The organism is Pantoea sp. BAV 3049 (assembly GCF_009765445.1).
GTDB lineage: Bacteria > Pseudomonadota > Gammaproteobacteria > Enterobacterales > Enterobacteriaceae > Erwinia.
In genome coordinates this window covers 944,178-960,285 of sequence record NZ_WHOY01000031.1, presented here as the reverse complement: position 1 = coordinate 960,285, position 16,108 = coordinate 944,178, and the positions used below count along the sequence as shown (strand labels likewise).

Here is a 16,108-nt window from a genome sequence, read left to right as displayed (position 1 = left end):
ACTTTATAGAGGTTTAAGAATATCGATTAGTGATAAATAACCACCGCTGCCACATGTTGAAAATCTTAAAAAAACAATACCACCTGTTTTTGCTAATTCTTGTGATGCAGTTAGTTCTGGATTGTTCAATTTTTCAAAGTTTGTTGGTAGTGCAAATATTTCACCATCTTTTCTTTGTACTTTTATCAACTCAATGTATCTTCCAGATTTTGAGTATTGGTTGCCGATTACACTCATTATGCCTTGATTTAATGAACAATTATCCCCTTTCTGTGGGATGCTGTCTAACCCAGTGAAGCCAGCGGTATGCGTAACGTTATCAAAAAATACATCAACCTGAGCTATTGCACTAAAGGGAAGAAGTGAAATTGATAGGTATAAAAAAATTTTGAATGTCATTTTATTTGTCCTTATCGAATTGTGACAGCTATGCATGCAACTAAGGTATGCCATTGCTAAGTGTTATTTAAATTTCTTAAGTATGGAGGGCCCATGGCTCTAACTTTACTCGCATCAAACAACGCAACATCAGTGCTGGCCAGCTCGATCAGCGCCACGGCTACCACTCTATCCGTCAATTCGGGAACCGGGAGCCTTTTCCCGTCACCTGTCAATGGAACCAGCTACTTTAAGCTCACACTTGTGGATGCCGCAACCGGTACACTGACTGAGATTGTACACGTCACAGCGAGATCGGCTGACGTCTTCACAATACAGCGTGCTCAGGAGGGTACTACAGCTCGCATCTGGTCAGCAAACGACATTGCAGCAAATATGATGACTGCCGGAACGCTTAGCGTTTTTGCACAAAAGGATCTGTCTCTTCAGATCAATAATAATCTATCGGAAATCAATACCGCGGGGCCGGATGCAGTTAATGCTGCATTGACGAATTTGGGTTTGATAACCGGAGGGGCTGTAGGCCGACTGCTTGGCCCACCAAAGATTTTTACAGCCAGCGGAAACTACACGCCAACGGACGGCACTAAAATGATCGTCGTCGAAGTGCAGGGTTCTGGCGGTGGTGGTGGTGGTTCAGGTACTACAGGGTCATCGGCCTGTTCATCAGGGGCGGGCGGTGGAGCAGGCGGTTATGCCATGTCATTACTCACTTCCGGATTTTCTGACGGCGTTGCAATCACTGTTGGTTCTGCCGGATCCGGTGGGTCTGCCTCACCCGGTAATGGTGTTTCAGGGGGCTCGGTAACATTTGGTTCCTTCATAACATGTACGGGTGGTGGTGGTGGCGTTGCAACGAGCGCATCACCGCCATTCTCCTGCGCCCCAGGCACACCCGGAACGGCAACTGGTGGAAATATTGTGAATAAAAGTGGCAGTGGGGGCATGTCATCTCTTTTCCCATCTGTAAATAGTGGTTCTGCGGGGGCGGGAGGTTCATCTCAACTCGGCACCGGAGGATATGCGACAACAGTGAACTCTACTGGCAGCGCAGGTACTGGTTATGGAGCAGGCGGCGGCGGGGCATTTTCGAGCGTATCCACATCAGGAAAAACAGGTGGCGCTGGAAGCGGCGGCGTGGTCATTGTATGGGAGTATGCATGATGTCAAATTACGCACTGATTAAAGAAGGCTTTGTCTTAAATATTGTCGTCTGGGATGGTGAGGGTGATATTTTTGAAGATTACACCACTGTAGAAATGAGTGACGATTTTCCGGCTCAGATTGGCGACGCTTACATCAACGGCACGCTCTATCCCAAGCCGCGTGATGGCTATGATTACACGTTCGATGCTGAAAAACTGGAGTGGATAATTACCGCAGACAGTGCGAAGCAGCAGGCCGTTGATCATGCGCAGGAACAACTTCGAACTGCGCAATCGGAATATGATCGCGCATCTTCAAAAATTGATGCCCTTCAGGATCAGATTGAAGACGAAGACTACTCTGAAACTGAAACGGAAGAAGCCGTTAAAGCTGCGAAAACTACATGGACAACCTACCGTAAAGCACTGCGTGCTTATATTGCTGCAGCTGACGGCACCAAAACGCTGCCGGTAGCCCCGGACGCTTAACCCACCACCCAGCCCGGTTCGCCGGGCTCCAATCTAAATCCCCCATCATTTCAATACCATTTCCGAAACTATACAAAAATCCAGTTGATCACTAATCACCCGCAAACTACTGTGTATGCATACAGTAATTTGGGGTGAGTTATGCCACGCGACTATGAGATACCATCCGCATTCAAGAATGCGATCAAAGTGGCCGGAAACGGTCGGCGCACGGTCAGCACCATCGATTTTGTAAACGAGCTGAAAACCATAAATTTTGACTGGTCACTCAGAGAGGCGAACGTCTGGATAGAGCACTACCAGTCATGCTTTAAAGACGTCAGCACGGAAGAAGGTGATCGGCGTACATTCATGCTTTTCAATCCGAACGGGGGAGGTTGACATGGGATTTCCGAGTCCGGCAACAGATTACACCGAAGAGCGGCCGAATCTGAACACGATATGCCGCATCAGTCCCACGTCGCAGCTTTACGAAAAAGATGGCGACATCTACGTTATTGACCGGGCTGTGCGTCCTTCGCGCGGAGACGAGTTCATTTATGAGCTTTACGGGCAGTGTGGGATCGGTAAGATGCAGGGGAAGGCGTTGATCACTTCTGATGGTGAGACAATCGAAGGGCCTGTTCTTGACGACCTTATGATGTTGGGTACTGTTACCTTCACTATTGTGACTCATTATGAAGATCACCGGCCAATTATTTGAGGGTAGATTTTGAGCTGAAATCAATAGTAGTACACGGATTAGTACACAGAATTTCATGTGATGAATTTATTTTGTTGTAACCTATTGATAAATATTAACAATGGACATCAAACAGCTAATTTACCTGTGTAACCTTGAGCGGGAGCGGCATTTTGGTCGCGCCGCAGAAGCCAGTTTTGTCAGCCAGCCGACGTTGTCGATGCGGCTGAAAAACCTTGAGCGCGAGCTGGGGCTGTCACTGATTAACCGCAGCAACAACTTTGATGGCTTCACTCCAGAAGGCGACCGGGTGCTGACCTGGGCGCGGGAGATCGTTTCGGTCTATCAGGGTCTGAAGCTTGAAGTGGAATCTCTGAAGCACGGAGTGACGGGCACGCTCAGGATTGGCGTTGTGCCACAGTGCAGCGTGTCGCTGCCTGTATTACTGAAAGGCATCAGCGACCGTTTTGCGCAGTTGGATTATCGGGTCGCGGTGCTGAGTGCCGACCAACTGCTGGATGCGCTGAACAGCCATACCGTGGATGTCGGCATCGGATTCTTTGAACTGGCAACATTACGTGAGCTGCATTTTCAGGCCGAACTGCTGCAGGATAATGGTGTAGAGGTGGTGTTCCATCCCGGCCATTTTCCCCAACTGGTCGGCGAGGGCGAACTGTCCATCAGCGAGCTGAAAGACATTCCATTATGCCTGGCAGAACAGACTCGTTATTTCCGGCGTTATCTGGATATGTACTTCCGCGAGGCTGAATTGCATCCCAGAGTGATTCTTGAAACCACGTCGGTGTTTCAGCTGGCGCAGGGTGTGCAGGTTGGATTGGGCTGTCTGATCTCGCCGCGTGGTCATCTGCTGCCGGAAATGATGCCTGAGCTGCTGGCGCGTCCGCTGGCGATTGCGCCAATGGCACGGCAGGCGGCCCTTGTTATTGCGGAGCCTGGCCGGGCGACACCGCTGTCACAGCATTTCTTTGACGAAGTTCGCCGCTGGCTGAGCAAGCGCTGAGCATGGCAGGAAAAGCATCCCACCCGCGATAGCGGCTTACTCAGCAGCGCGGGTTGATCCCAACGTTTGCAGCAAGCGATTGTTCCAGTTTGCCAGGGCCACGCTCTGAATTACGCCGAAAACAGCCTGCAGTGGCAGCCCTGACTCACTCAGTGGTTGCAGATGTGCGGCATTAAAGCGTTCCGGTGAACGTGTGAGCTGGGCGGCGAGCTGGATCACCGCTTGCTCATGCGAAGTGGCTGTGGCCACAGCATGCTCAATGCCTTCCTTCAGCGCCGTGCGCAACGTCTCATTGGCATAGCGATAAAAACAGGCCGGGCTGCCATTGATTCTGGCGGTTGCGGCCGCTGCCAGAGCCCCTTCCGATGTTTCCAGCGGGGCTTCCAGCGTGTTAATTAGCAGACTCCAGCCATACAGTGCCGCGGCATCGTGCGCCAGCAGCCATGCGCTTTCACTCAACGCCTGCTGTGGCTGGCAAAAGGTTAGCGCTTCGAGCTGGCTGGCTGAAGCATAGCGTAGCTCCACAGGCGGCAACTGGGGCAGCCACGGCCCGGTATGATCAAAGCACTCAGCGTCTGCATCCTCCGGAACCGGAACACCCGGTATCCAGCGGACTGGCAGGGCGAGCAGGGCATTAATACCGGCAACCAGGCGAGCCTGGTAGCTGACAAAGCCAATAATCTGACTAAAGGTAATAATATCCGGAGCGGTAAGCCCAACGTCATCGAGACGTTGCAGTGCGGCAGCGTCAATCAGCGTTGGCTGGCTGGCAAGCTGCCGGGCATACTCGGTAATCTGCGTCAGACGGCGGTTGCTCTCACGAGAGGAGTCCGGACCGGAGAGAGGATTAAGCCGTGCTGCATAATGGTTGCACAAACGCTGAACTCCGGTCACCTGAGCAACGGTCAGCGCAGTGCTGAGGCGATCGTACAACGTCAGGGTATGCGTGTGCGAAGTGCTGAGCTGCCGTGGAAACAATAGCTGATAAAGATCGCGGGAAGCCAGCAGAGCAGGCTGTGCCTGCTGCAATATATTTTTCAGTTCACCTTCACATAGCGGCGCGAGACCAAGCAGAAAACGGTCTTCAATATCAGCGGCCTCAGGGACCAGCGGTGCGGCTTGTGAAGTGAGCGTGGATTGCGTTTCATGATACCAGTGGCTGTTGCCGGAAAAACGGCGCTGTTCCATGTTCATTCCTATTCGACCAGGGCAACACTTATCCTCGCGCAGGAGAATTGGCGAACAAAAGACCGATCGGTGCTAATAAATAGCGGAAAAGCATAAAGGCGAAGTGATATGCAATAAGCGGACAGAAACCGCTCAGGGCAGAGCGGTTAAAGGCAAGTTGGTGAAGACTGAACGCTAACGGTAGGCGATGCGGTCTTTACGCCAGGCATCGGCAGTCAGGGCTTCACCGAAATGGCTGTTAATCAGCCGTTTGGTCTGGTCATGCAAAGGGCAGGCGAGGACGTCCGCCGTGCTGCCACGCTCAACGACCTCGCCCTGATGCATCACCAGCACCTGGTCGCTGATGTGCTTCATCATCCCCAGATGCTGCGTCACATAGATGTAGGCGATGCCGTGTTTGTCCTGCAGTTCCAGCATCAGGTTAACCAGCTGCGAACGCATCGACATATCCAGCGAGGCCAGCGCCTCATCGGCAACGATCACTTTGGGCTGCAGGATCAGCGCACGTGCCAGACCCACACGCTGTTTCTGACCCGGAGCCAGCATATGCGGATAATAGGCTGCATGATCGCGAAGCAGTCCCACCTGGCGCAGCGTAGCAATAATGCGCTTTTCACGATCTTCCGCCGACAGCTCTGTATTGAGCCTCAGCGGAAAGTCGAGGATCTGGCTGATACGCTGACGCGGATTCAGTGACGTCGAAGGATCCTGAAAAATCATGCGAATACGCTGGCTACGGTAGCCGTAGTCACCATACTCCAGCGGATGATCGTCAATCACGATATCGCCTGCGCTGGGTGCAATCATACCGCTGAGCATCTTCGCCAGCGTCGATTTACCAGAGCCATTTTCGCCGATAATGGCCAGGGTCTGGCGTTCCCGCAGCATAAAGCTGACTTCCTTCACCGCTTCAACATGCTGTCGTCTGAACAGCCCGGTACGATAACGGTAAGTCTTGCTGAGACTGCGGACTTCCAGCAGTGTTTCAACCATTACTGACTCTCCATGTTAAGCGGGAAGTGGCAGGCAAACAGATGCGTTTTTGCGCCGGTCAGTCGTGGTCTTTGAATGCAGGTTTTCTGTGCATAAGGACATCGCGGCCCCAGACGGCAGCCAATCGGCAGATGTTCCAGTGACGGAATGGCACCCGGCAGCGTATTCAGACGGCTTTTGTGCGGCAGCGACAGGCCAAAGTCCGGCATCGCACGGATCAGCGCCTGAGTATAAGGATGATGCGGCGAGGCGATCAGCTCATCGCTGGGCGCTGTTTCCACCGTCTGGCCGCAGTACATCACGTTAATGCGATCTGCCCAGTGACTGAGCATCTGCAGATCGTGGCTGATCAGCAGGATGGTGGTGTTATTGTTCTGATTGAGCCGCGTCAGCAGGCGGAAAATCTGTGCCTGGGTGGTTGGCTCCATCGCGTTGGTCGGTTCATCGGCGATCAGCAGACGTGGCTGGTTGGCCAGCGCAATGGCAATCATCGCTTTCTGGCACTCGCCTTCGGTCAGTTCGTAGGGGAAGCTGCGCATGATATCTTTATGATCTTTAATCCCGACACGGTGCAGCAGCTCAATGGCCCGGCGATGGCGCCAGCGGAAACGCTGATACCAGCGGCCTTTGTATGTCCAGCCCGGAATAGCCTGCATCAGTTGCTTACCGATGCTTTCGGAAGGATCCAGACAGGACTGCGGTTCCTGGAAAATCATCGAGACGTTATGACCAACCAACTTACGGCGCTCACGGGGCGACAGGTGCAGCAGATCGATGTCGTCAAAACGCATACGGTCAGCGGTTATGCGCCAGTTATCTTTGGTGACGCCGCAAATCGCTTTAGCGATCAGGCTCTTACCTGAACCAGACTCACCCACAAGACCGCGCACTTCGCCCTCTGTGAGGGTGATACTGACGCGATCCACCGCTTTCACCGGCCCGTCGGCAGTCATAAATTCAATGGTCAGGTTACGAATATCGAGCAGCGGCATTTATTCAACTCCCGCAACGATGGCCCGGCGGACGCCGTCACCCAACAGATTAATAATCAGCACGCTCAGCATGATTGCCGCACCTGGCAGCATTACCGTCCAGGGAGCGACATAAATCAGCTCCAGGGCATCTCCAAGCATGGCTCCCCATTCCGGCGAAGGCAACTGCGCGCCCAGATCCAGAAAGCCCAGCGCAGCAATATCAAGGATCGCCATCGACAGCGCCCGGGTAAATTCGCTGACCATCAGCGCCAGAATATTAGGCAGGATGGCGTGGCGCAGGATATTCATGCTGGTGGCACCGTCCAGACGCGCGGCCACCACATAATCTTTTTCCAGCTCATCATGCAACGCAGTATAGATAGCCCTGACCAGGCGCGGGATGATAGCCAGAAATACTGCCAGCAGGGCATGCTCCAGCTTCGGACCGAGAAAAGCCACCACAATGATCGCCAACAGCAGCGACGGGATCGACAGCAGGGTATCCAGGATATGGTTCATCACCGCGGAGCGAAGCCCACGGGTCAGGCCGGCAAAGACCCCAAGCACCATGGCACAAACCGACGCGAGAACGGTCACTAAAATTGCTGACCCCACGGTCGGGCCTGCACCGCTCAACAGACGGCTCAGCACGTCACGGCCCAGGTCATCGGTTCCCAGGAAGAAAGAAACGTCGCCATAGCGAGACCAGGAAGGCGGCAGCAGTTGATAACCGAGGAACTGCTGGTCAAGGCCATAGGGTGCAAGCAGGCGGCCAAAAATGCAGACAAACAGCAGCGCGCCAAAGGCATAAAGACCGACCATCGCGGTGGTGTCACGATAAAACAGCCGCCACGTGTTACGCAGCGGGCTGGGCAATCGCTTCTCGGAGTAAATATTATCGGAGGGCATACCATTCCTTATGCTTCAATGGCGTGGTCATGGCACCCAGAATATCGGCGAGCACGTTCACGGTTATCACCAGACCACCCACCATCATCACTCCGGCAGAGATGGCGGCGTAATCCTGCTGGCGGATTGCGTCCACCAGCCAGCGGCCCAGGCCTGGCCAGCTGAACACCACTTCGGTGATCATCGCCAGCGTTAACATGGTCGAGAACTGCAGGCCAAGGCGCGGGATCACCGGTGGCAAAGCATTGTGCAACACATGGCGGCGAATGATGGTCAGGCGTGAAAGGCCACGGGTTGCCGCTGCTTTAATATAGTTCTGCTCCATCACTTCCCGCGTACTGATTCGCAGCAGGCGAACCACTTCGGTTGTCGGAGCAACCGCCAGCGCGGTGACAGGCAGGATCAGGTGTTTCAGTGCGCTGACCAGCATCTCATGCCGCCAGGGAGAATGGCTCATCCACGCATCAATCAGCGCAAAACCCGTGATATTTTTTACCGGATAAAGCAGGTCAAAGCGCCCGGAAACCGGCAGCCAGCCAAGATTCAGCGAGAAGAACAGCGTCAGCAGCAGCGCCAGCCAGAAAACCGGCATGGAGAAGCCCAGCAGGGCTAATGCGCTGATGGTCTTGTCCTGCCATTTGTTGCGCATCATCCCTGCGGCGATACCCATCGGGATGCCTGCCAGCAGCGCCACAGCAAAGGCCATAATGCACAGTTCAAGGGTGGCCGGAAACACTTCACCCAACTGATGACTAATCAGTTCACCATTGATGCTGGATACGCCAAAATCCAGCTGAAACAGCCCTTTATACCAGAACATACAGGCATCGGTGAACGACGCACCCTGCAGGGGCGCATGGGGGGTGAAATAGCTCAGGCTGAAACCGACCAGCGTCAGCATCGACAGCGTGACCAGCCACAGCACCAGACGACGCAGCGTATAGATCACCATGATTATTTTTCCTCGCCTTTATCCCGGTAAACCCCGGCAAACGACGCATTGCCAAACGGGCTGAGCACCAGTCCGTGGATATCATAACGGTAAGCCTGCAAACGCAGGGAATAGGCCAGCGGCAATACCGGCAGCGACTTCGCCAGCATAGTCTGCGCGCGGTCATAATATTCAATACGCGAGGCTAACTGCTGCGAAAGCAGGGCCTTGTGCAGGGTTTCGTCAAACTCTGTATCACACCAGTGAGCATAGTTGGTCTGTGAGCCCATAGCGGCACAGCTGAGCAGAGGGCGGAAAAAACTGTCCGGATCGTTACTGTCAGTGGCCCAGCCGGTCAGGGTCAGATCGTGATTCATCTCCATCAGGCGGGCTTCCTGGAAGCGGCCCTCTACCGGGACAATAGTTACCTTTACGCCTACCTGTGCCAGATCGGCCTGCAACAGCTCAGCCGTTTTCAACGGACTGGGGTTCCAGGCCTGAGAAGAAGTGGGTACCCACAGCGTAAGGTGCAGGTTTTCAACCCCCAGCGCCTTCAGCTCCTCACGGGATTTCTGTGGATTATATTCCGTCACTCTGGCGTCATTATCATAAGCCCAGGAGGCGCGCGGCAGGATTGAAGCGGCGGTTTCCGCCGTGCCGTAATAGATCGACTCCATCAGGCGTTCATTGTTGATCGCCAGCGACAGCGCCTGCCGGACTTCCGGCCGGTCAAGCGGTGCTTTACGGGTATTGAAGGCGAGATAGGCAATATTCATCCCCGGGCGCAGCGTCAGGCGCAGGCGGGGATCGTCACGCAGAATTGAAATCTGGCTCGCGGCGGGATAGGCCAGCACGTCGCACTCGCCGGTCAGCAGCTTGGAGAGCCGCCCGGTGCCGCCCGCTCCCATATCAATCACCACCTGCGGCATTTTAGGTTGCCCTTTCCACCAGGAAGGATTGCGCGCCAGGCGAATGTACTGGCCGGTGCGATACTCACTCAGCTGAAACGGACCGGTACCCACCGGCTGGCGGTCCATCTGCTCCTGACGACCTGCTTTGGTCAGCTGGTCAGCATACTCGGCTGACAGAACCGGCGCGTAATCAGTGGCGATATGCCAGAGGAACGAGGCATCCGGACTGTTCAGCCGGATTTCGACGGTATCTTTATCCAGCTTTTTCACGCTCTGCACCGAATCGGCAAATTGCAGGCTGTCGAAATAGGGATAGCTGCCGCCATTGACATTATGCCAGGCGGATTTGCGGTCGAAAATGCGCTGGAAGCTGAATACCACATCGTCAGCGTTCATCGGGCGGCTGGGCTTAAACCAGCTGGTTTTCTGGAAGGGGACATTATGGCGCAGGTGGAAACGGTACGTTGCGCCGTTATCCAGCACCTCCCAGCTTTCTGCCAGCTCCGGGATCAGCCGGTAAGTGTAGGGATCAACATCCAGCAAACGGTCATAGAGTTGGGCGGCGAGCGTGTCGACCACCAGTCCGCCGCTGGCCATCTGCGGGTTAAAGGTGGTCACCGCGCCGCTGACACAATAGACAAAGCCGCTCTGACGGATATCGCCCGGTGTGGCGGACCAGGCAGCGGCGCTGAACACGCTGAGGCCAAGCAAGAAGGTGGAGAAAAATGTGCGCATAAGTCATCTGAAATATCAGGCAATAGTCAGAGTGTACCGCACCTTCCGGTCTCGCCCAAAGTTTGCAGGGACAACTGACGTTTTTTCGTGCGAAGCGGCAACATAATGGAATCCACAGTAACGGCAGGGCTGTTCAGAATACGCACAATGTCGCTATGGAAATGAGAAAAATTCTCAACAAAGTGCTTTACAAGTGATAACGAGAATGATTACTATTCCTCTGCGCTTCGACGGTGGCTCTACCGAAGAAGAGCACGACATTGCTCACATTGCTTCCAGTATTTTCAGCCCGCCTTGCGCGGGCTTTTTTTTACTGAAGCGTTTGGCCGGCTGCCTGCAGGAAACTGCGAAACGCATTGCTGGCCGCCGCGACGGGCAACGGTATGCTAATTCTGGTTCATCCAGGGAGAGCCGATCCGCAACCGGCAGCCAGGCTAATCCGGCTCGCCTTTTAAATCCACATCATGCTTCTTCATCATCGCCCGCAGCTGGTGGTAAGTAACGCCCAGAAGTTCTGCGGCGCGACGCTGATTAAAACGCGCCTGTTGCAGGCTTTTATCCAGCAGATCTTTCTCCTGCTGGTTCTGCCAGCGGCGCAGATCCAGGGGAAGCGCAGGCAGGATGTCCTGCTGTGGGTTTTCATCGGTCACTAAAGGTTGTTTGCGCTGGAAGGGATTGATAATGATGTTATCCAGCTGCTGTTCAGTTTCGCTGTGGCGATAGACCGACCGCTCGACCACGTTCTTCAGCTCACGCACGTTACCCGGCCAACCATAGTCCAGCAGAACCTGTCGCGCTGCCGGGGAGAAGCCCGGAAACAGAGGCAACCCCAGCTCGCGGCACATCTGAATGGCAAAATGTTCTGCCATGACCAGAATATCGCTGCGCCGCTCACGCAGAGGCGGCAGCTGGACCACGTCAAACGCCAGCCTGTCCAGCAGATCGGCGCGAAATTTTCCCTGTTGCGCCAGTAAAGGCAAATCATCGTTGGTGGCGCAAACCAGCCGCACGCTGACCTGTAAGGGCTGGCTGCCACCAACACGTTCCAGCTGGCCGTACTCGATCACGCGCAGCAATTTTTCCTGCACCAGCATCGGTGCTGTGGCCAGCTCGTCGAGAAACAGCGTACCGCCATCGGCACGTTCAAAGCGGCCCAGATGGCGCTTCTGCGCGCCGGTAAAGGCTCCTGCTTCGTGGCCGAACAGCTCAGAGTCGAGCAGATTCTCATTCAGCGCCGCGCAGTTAAGCGAAATGAAAGGTCCCTGCCAGCGGTCGGACAGGTAGTGCAGGCGGCTGGCGATCAGTTCTTTGCCGGTTCCGCGTTCGCCGATGACCAGCACCGGCTTGTTCAGCAGCGCCACGCGGGAAACCTGTTCCAGCACTTCCAGGAAGTTGTTCGACTCCCCCAGTAGGGTATCGTTAAATTCGCTCATGAAATTCACCAGGTGTTAGTGATTTACACCACATTAGACAATCCATCCCGCACTGTAAAGGATACGAGTGCATGAAAATCAATAAGATAAAAACTGGCACGCTAATTGTATAAGACAATTGCATCAATTAATCAGCGCACCGCGCAATTGAAACAGACTACAGAGGATTTGGATTATGGGTATTTTTTCTCGTTTTGCTGACATCGTGAACGCCAATATCAACTCGCTGTTGGAAAAAGCGGAAGATCCGCAAAAGTTGGTACGCCTGATGATCCAGGAAATGGAAGACACGCTGGTTGAAGTTCGTTCCACCTCCGCCCGCGCGCTGGCTGAAAAGAAACAGCTGCTGCGTCGTATCGATCAGGCTGAAACCCAGCAGGCGGAATGGCAGGAGAAAGCCGAGCTGGCGTTGCGTCGTGACAAAGATGATTTGGCCCGTGCGGCGCTGATTGAAAAACAGAAGCTGACCGAGCTGACCGCCTCACTGAAAAGTGAAGTGGAGCAGGTGGAAGAAACCCTGACCCGTATGAAAGGCGAAATCGGCGAGCTGGAGAAAAAACTCAGTGAAACCCGCGCCCGTCAGCAGGCGCTGACGCTGCGCCACCAGGCCGCTTCTTCTTCTCGCGATGTGCGTCGCCAGCTGGATAGCGGTAAGATCGATGAGGCAATGGCTCGTTTTGAATCCTTTGAGCGCCGTATCGATCATATGGAAGCCGAAGCGGAAAGCCAGCGCTTTGGCAAACAGAAAACGCTGGATCAGCAGTTTGCTGAGTTGCAGGCTGATGACGAAATCGGTGAGCAGCTGGCCGCGCTGAAAGCCAAAATGAACCGCAGCGAGTAACCGCTGCGCACGGCAGTCCGGCGACGGATGCCATCCCGAATGCCTGAATTTTCAAGGAGAGTGAATGAGCGCGTTATTTCTGGCCATACCCCTGACGATATTTGTGCTGTTCGTGGCACCGATCTGGTTATGGCTTCATTACAGCAACCGCCAGAACGGCGGTGCCGACCTGTCCTCCGGTGAACTGCAGCGCCTGCAGCAGCTGACTCAGGATGCAGGAAGAATGCGTGAGCGTATCAAGGCGCTGGAAGAGATCCTCGATGCTGAGCATCCCAACTGGAGGCAGCAATGAGCGGTGTGACAATTAAAGGCAGAAAGCTTTACCGGATTCCGGCACAAGGGAAAGTGAAGGGGGTCTGTGCCGGCATAGCCGATTACCTGGAGATCCCGGTACGGCTGGTGCGGGTGATTGTGGTGCTGTCGATGTTTTTCGGCCTCTTTATGTTCACCACCATCGTCTATTTCGTGCTGGCTTTTGTGCTGGATGAAATGCCGGAGAGTTACACCCACGACGGAGAAAAAGCGCCAACGGCACATGAATTGCTTAATCAACTGAGTGCTGAACTGAACGGCGGTGAGCGAAGCCTGCGTGAAATGGAACGTTATGTGACATCGGAAACGTTCAGCGTGCGCAGCCGTTTTCGTCAGCTGTAAACCCTCTTCAAATGCGGGCCCGGGTGCGGGCCTTCACCTTTTACCGGAGAATGAGTATGCGTAACTGGCAATCATCTGTTCGTCGTAATGCCGCGCCCGCGTTGAAGAGGGCCGGTAAATTTGTGCTGATCAGCGCATTGACTTACGGGCCAGCGGGTCTGACCGGCCTGGCGGTGAAATCTGTCGCCCGCCGCCCGCTGAAGATCCTTCTTGCCTGGGCGCTGGAACCCTTAATCCGTCGTGCAATGCGTGGCGCAACTGCCCGCTGGAATAAGTCCTGAAGATCGTTATTACCGCAGTAATTTGCTACGCTTGGCTGTAAATATAATGAGCTAAAAATTAAAAAAAAGGTGCCGACACCCAGATGAAACGACTTCAAAATGAATTGCTGTCGCTGGTAAACCGGGGCGCGGATCGCCACCTGCGCCTTGCGGTCACCGGCCTTAGCCGCAGCGGGAAAACCGCTTTTATCACTTCACTGGTCAATCAACTGCTTAATGTCAACTCTGGTGCGCGCCTGCCAATGTTCTCGGCGGTGCGCGAAGAGCGCCTGCTTGGCGTAAAGCGGGTGCCTCAGCGAGATCTGGGCATCCAGCGCTTTACCTATGATGAGGGGCTTTCGCAGCTTTACGGCGCGCCGCCCGCCTGGCCCACGCCAACGCGGGGTGTAAGTGAAATGCGCCTGGCGCTGCGCTACCGCTCCCGTGAGTCCCTGCTGCGTCACTTCAAAGATACCTCCACGTTGTACCTGGAAATTGTCGATTATCCCGGGGAATGGCTGCTCGACCTGCCTATGCTGGCACAGGATTACCTCAGTGGTCGCGACAGATGACCGGTCTGCTGCTGGGCGATCGCGCCAGCTGGTCATCGCACTGGCAGAAACTCTGTGAAGGGTTTGACCCGCTGGCACCGGCTGATGAGAACCGCCTTGCGGAGATTGCCGCGGCCTGGACCGGCTACCTGGTGAAGTGCAAACAGGAAGGGCTGCATTTTATCCAGCCCGGTCGGTTTGTGCTGCCCGGCGACATGGCTGGCGCACCAGCTTTGCAGTTTTTTCCGTGGCCACAGGTGGATGAAAGCGGTGAGTCAAGGCTGGCTCAGGCCGATGCCAGTACCAATATCGGCATGCTGCGCGCGCGCTACAACTACTATTGCCAGCACGTGGTAAAAGGCTTTTATAAGAACCATTTCCTGCGCTTTGACCGCCAGATTGTGCTGGTTGATTGCCTGCAGCCCCTGAACAGCGGACCGCAGGCCTTTAACGATATGCGGCTGGCGCTGACCCAACTGATGCAAAGCTTCTCCTACGGCCAGCGGACGCTGTTCCGTCGCCTGTTTTCACCGGTGATTGATAAGCTGCTGTTCGCTGCCACCAAATCCGATCATGTGACGGGCGACCAGCACGCCAACCTGGTCTCGCTGCTGCAGCAGTTGGTGCAGGATGCCTGGCAGAACGCGGCTTTCGAAGGGATCACCATGGACTGCGTGGGGCTGGCTTCTGTACAGGCCACGCAGAGCGGGCTGGTGGATCATCAGGGCGAGAAGATCCCGGCATTGCGCGGGCACCGACTTGGAGACAATGAGCCGCTGACCGTCTATCCGGGAGAGGTGCCGCCAAGGCTGCCGGGCCACGCATTCTGGCAGAAGCAGGGGTTCCATTTTGAACAGTTCCGGCCGCAGGATCTGGACGTTGACCGTCCTTTGCCGCATATCCGGCTGGATGCCGCGCTGGAATTTTTACTGGGAGATAAATTGCGATGAGCGCACCGCTGAAACCGCGGATAGATTTCGCGCAGCCGCTGGAAGCGGACAAAACGTTAACGCTGAAGGCGGCTCAGGCTGTTGAGCAGCAGGAGAGTCAGTTTGTGGCTGTCGATCCTGAAAAAGAGCCGGAGGAAGAGGGTGCAGGAGAAAAAGTGGTGGAAGCCGCTCTGCGTCCGAAACGGAGCTTGTGGCGCAGGATGGTGAAAGCCGGGCTGGCCGTTTTTGGCGTCAGTGTGGTGGCGCAGGGCGCGCAGTGGACGCATAACGCCTGGGTTCAGCAGGACTGGATTGCTATGGGGGGTTGTGTGGCCGGTGGGCTGATCGTTTGCGCAGGAGCGGGTTCGCTGATTGCCGAATGGCGTCGTCTGTTTCGGCTGAGGGAGCGAGCCGATGAGCGTGACGATGCCCGCGAGTTGCTGAACAGCCATGGGGTGGGAAAAGGCCGTGAGTTTTGTGAAAAGCTGGCGCGTCAGGCCGGGCTGGATCAGGCGCATCCTGCGCTGCAACGCTGGCATGCCTCGCTGCATGAAACTCATAACGACCGTGAAATCGTCGCACTGTATGCCCAACTGGTGCAGCCGGTGCTGGATCGTCAGGCCCGTCGGGAAATTGGCCGCAGTTCAGCGGAGTCCACGCTGATGATCGCTGTCAGCCCGCTGGCGCTGGTTGATATGGCTTTTATCGCCTGGCGCAATCTGCGGCTGGTTAACCGTATTGCTGCGATTTATGGCATCGAGCTGGGCTACTTCAGTCGCATTCGCCTGTTCCGACTGGTCCTGCTCAACATAGCCTTTGCCGGTGCATCTGAGCTGGTCAGGGAAGTAGGTATGGACTGGATGTCACAGGATTTGGCGGCCCGGTTTTCTGCCCGTGCAGCACAGGGGATCGGGGCCGGTTTGCTGACTGCCCGGTTGGGGATCAAAACCATGGAGTTATGTCGTCCGCTGCCGTGGATGGAAGATGATAAGCCACGGCTGGGGGATTTTCGCCGCGCTCTGGTGACTCAACTGAAAGAAACGCTGCAGAAGTGATCAACTGT

General features: G+C 55.1%; 18 protein-coding genes and 1 pseudogene. 11 read left to right on the top strand and 8 right to left on the bottom strand.

The features are described 5' to 3' along the window. Positions 1-3: 3 nt before the first annotated feature. Entirely contained in the window at positions 4-399 is a 396-nt protein-coding gene (locus GSQ70_RS05270) for a hypothetical protein (RefSeq protein WP_158781579.1), read from the bottom strand. A 93-nt stretch (positions 400-492) separates the two neighbouring features. On the opposite strand from GSQ70_RS05270, the gene GSQ70_RS05265 reads away from it, so the two are divergent. From GSQ70_RS05265 to GSQ70_RS05245, 5 genes are all read left to right on the top strand, one after another. Next, complete coding sequence (locus tag GSQ70_RS05265) at positions 493-1,563, top strand: hypothetical protein (protein ID WP_158781578.1); 1,071 nt, start codon at positions 493-495, stop codon at positions 1,561-1,563. Then, positions 1,560-2,033: a hypothetical protein gene (locus GSQ70_RS05260; protein WP_158781577.1), complete on the top strand. Its 474-nt coding sequence runs from the start codon at positions 1,560-1,562 to the stop codon at positions 2,031-2,033. Before GSQ70_RS05265 ends, GSQ70_RS05260 begins: the two co-directional genes overlap by 4 nt. Positions 2,034-2,174: 141 nt before the next feature. Further along, positions 2,175-2,414 (top strand): DNA polymerase V, encoded by a 240-nt coding sequence (locus tag GSQ70_RS05255; protein ID WP_158781576.1) that lies wholly within the window; start codon positions 2,175-2,177, stop codon positions 2,412-2,414. A 1-nt stretch (position 2,415) separates the two neighbouring features. After that, the gene (locus GSQ70_RS05250) at positions 2,416-2,736 is read left to right on the top strand and encodes a hypothetical protein (protein WP_158781575.1); all 321 of its coding nucleotides are present in this window, start codon (positions 2,416-2,418) and stop codon (positions 2,734-2,736) included. 100 nt (positions 2,737-2,836) lie between these two features. Further along, positions 2,837-3,736: a LysR family transcriptional regulator gene (locus tag GSQ70_RS05245; RefSeq protein ID WP_158781574.1), complete on the top strand. Its 900-nt coding sequence runs from the start codon at positions 2,837-2,839 to the stop codon at positions 3,734-3,736. Between the two features lie 36 nt (positions 3,737-3,772). Here GSQ70_RS05245 and GSQ70_RS05240 read toward each other — a convergent pair whose 3' ends face one another. The 7 genes from GSQ70_RS05240 to pspF all read right to left on the bottom strand — a co-directional run bounded on the left by GSQ70_RS05240 (position 3,773) and on the right by pspF (position 11,810). Then, positions 3,773-4,924: an oxidoreductase gene (locus GSQ70_RS05240; protein ID WP_158781573.1), complete on the bottom strand. Its 1,152-nt coding sequence runs from the start codon at positions 4,922-4,924 to the stop codon at positions 3,773-3,775. A 174-nt stretch (positions 4,925-5,098) separates the two neighbouring features. Beyond that, positions 5,099-5,917, bottom strand: coding sequence for a putrescine export ABC transporter ATP-binding protein SapF (gene sapF, locus GSQ70_RS05235; RefSeq protein ID WP_158781572.1), 819 nt, complete (start codon positions 5,915-5,917; stop codon positions 5,099-5,101). Next, on the bottom strand, positions 5,917-6,909 hold the full coding sequence (gene sapD / locus GSQ70_RS05230; protein ID WP_158781571.1) for a putrescine export ABC transporter ATP-binding protein SapD: 993 nt from the start codon (positions 6,907-6,909) through the stop codon (positions 5,917-5,919). The genes sapF and sapD overlap by 1 nt, the downstream gene beginning before the upstream one ends. Further along, the gene (gene sapC, locus GSQ70_RS05225; RefSeq protein ID WP_158781570.1) at positions 6,910-7,800 is read right to left on the bottom strand and encodes a putrescine export ABC transporter permease SapC; all 891 of its coding nucleotides are present in this window, start codon (positions 7,798-7,800) and stop codon (positions 6,910-6,912) included. Beyond that, the gene (gene sapB / locus GSQ70_RS05220; protein WP_158781569.1) at positions 7,787-8,752 is read right to left on the bottom strand and encodes a putrescine export ABC transporter permease SapB; all 966 of its coding nucleotides are present in this window, start codon (positions 8,750-8,752) and stop codon (positions 7,787-7,789) included. Before sapB ends, sapC begins: the two co-directional genes overlap by 14 nt. A gap of 2 nt (positions 8,753-8,754) precedes the next feature. After that, positions 8,755-10,377 (bottom strand): ABC transporter substrate-binding protein SapA, encoded by a 1,623-nt coding sequence (gene sapA / locus GSQ70_RS05215; protein ID WP_158781568.1) that lies wholly within the window; start codon positions 10,375-10,377, stop codon positions 8,755-8,757. A gap of 434 nt (positions 10,378-10,811) precedes the next feature. After that, positions 10,812-11,810, bottom strand: coding sequence for a phage shock protein operon transcriptional activator (gene pspF, locus GSQ70_RS05210; RefSeq protein WP_158781567.1), 999 nt, complete (start codon positions 11,808-11,810; stop codon positions 10,812-10,814). A gap of 175 nt (positions 11,811-11,985) precedes the next feature. Here pspF and pspA point away from each other — a divergent pair, with 175 nt between their 5' ends. The 6 genes and pseudogenes from pspA (at position 11,986) to GSQ70_RS05180 (ending at position 16,100) form a co-directional block, all read left to right on the top strand. Next, positions 11,986-12,651: a phage shock protein PspA gene (pspA, locus tag GSQ70_RS05205; protein WP_158781566.1), complete on the top strand. Its 666-nt coding sequence runs from the start codon at positions 11,986-11,988 to the stop codon at positions 12,649-12,651. A gap of 64 nt (positions 12,652-12,715) precedes the next feature. Continuing rightward, on the top strand, positions 12,716-12,943 hold the full coding sequence (gene pspB / locus GSQ70_RS05200) for an envelope stress response membrane protein PspB (RefSeq protein ID WP_158781565.1): 228 nt from the start codon (positions 12,716-12,718) through the stop codon (positions 12,941-12,943). Continuing rightward, positions 12,940-13,305: an envelope stress response membrane protein PspC gene (pspC, locus tag GSQ70_RS05195; protein ID WP_158781564.1), complete on the top strand. Its 366-nt coding sequence runs from the start codon at positions 12,940-12,942 to the stop codon at positions 13,303-13,305. The genes pspB and pspC overlap by 4 nt, the downstream gene beginning before the upstream one ends. 56 nt (positions 13,306-13,361) lie before the next feature. Then, complete coding sequence (pspD, locus tag GSQ70_RS05190; RefSeq protein ID WP_158781563.1) at positions 13,362-13,586, top strand: phage shock protein PspD; 225 nt, start codon at positions 13,362-13,364, stop codon at positions 13,584-13,586. A gap of 83 nt (positions 13,587-13,669) precedes the next feature. Next, a pseudogene (locus tag GSQ70_RS05185) lies at positions 13,670-15,066 on the top strand (YcjX family protein). Beyond that, entirely contained in the window at positions 15,063-16,100 is a 1,038-nt protein-coding gene (locus GSQ70_RS05180; RefSeq protein WP_158781562.1) for a YcjF family protein, read from the top strand. The pseudogene GSQ70_RS05185 and the gene GSQ70_RS05180 overlap by 4 nt, the downstream one beginning before the upstream one ends. Positions 16,101-16,108: the final 8 nt, after the last annotated feature.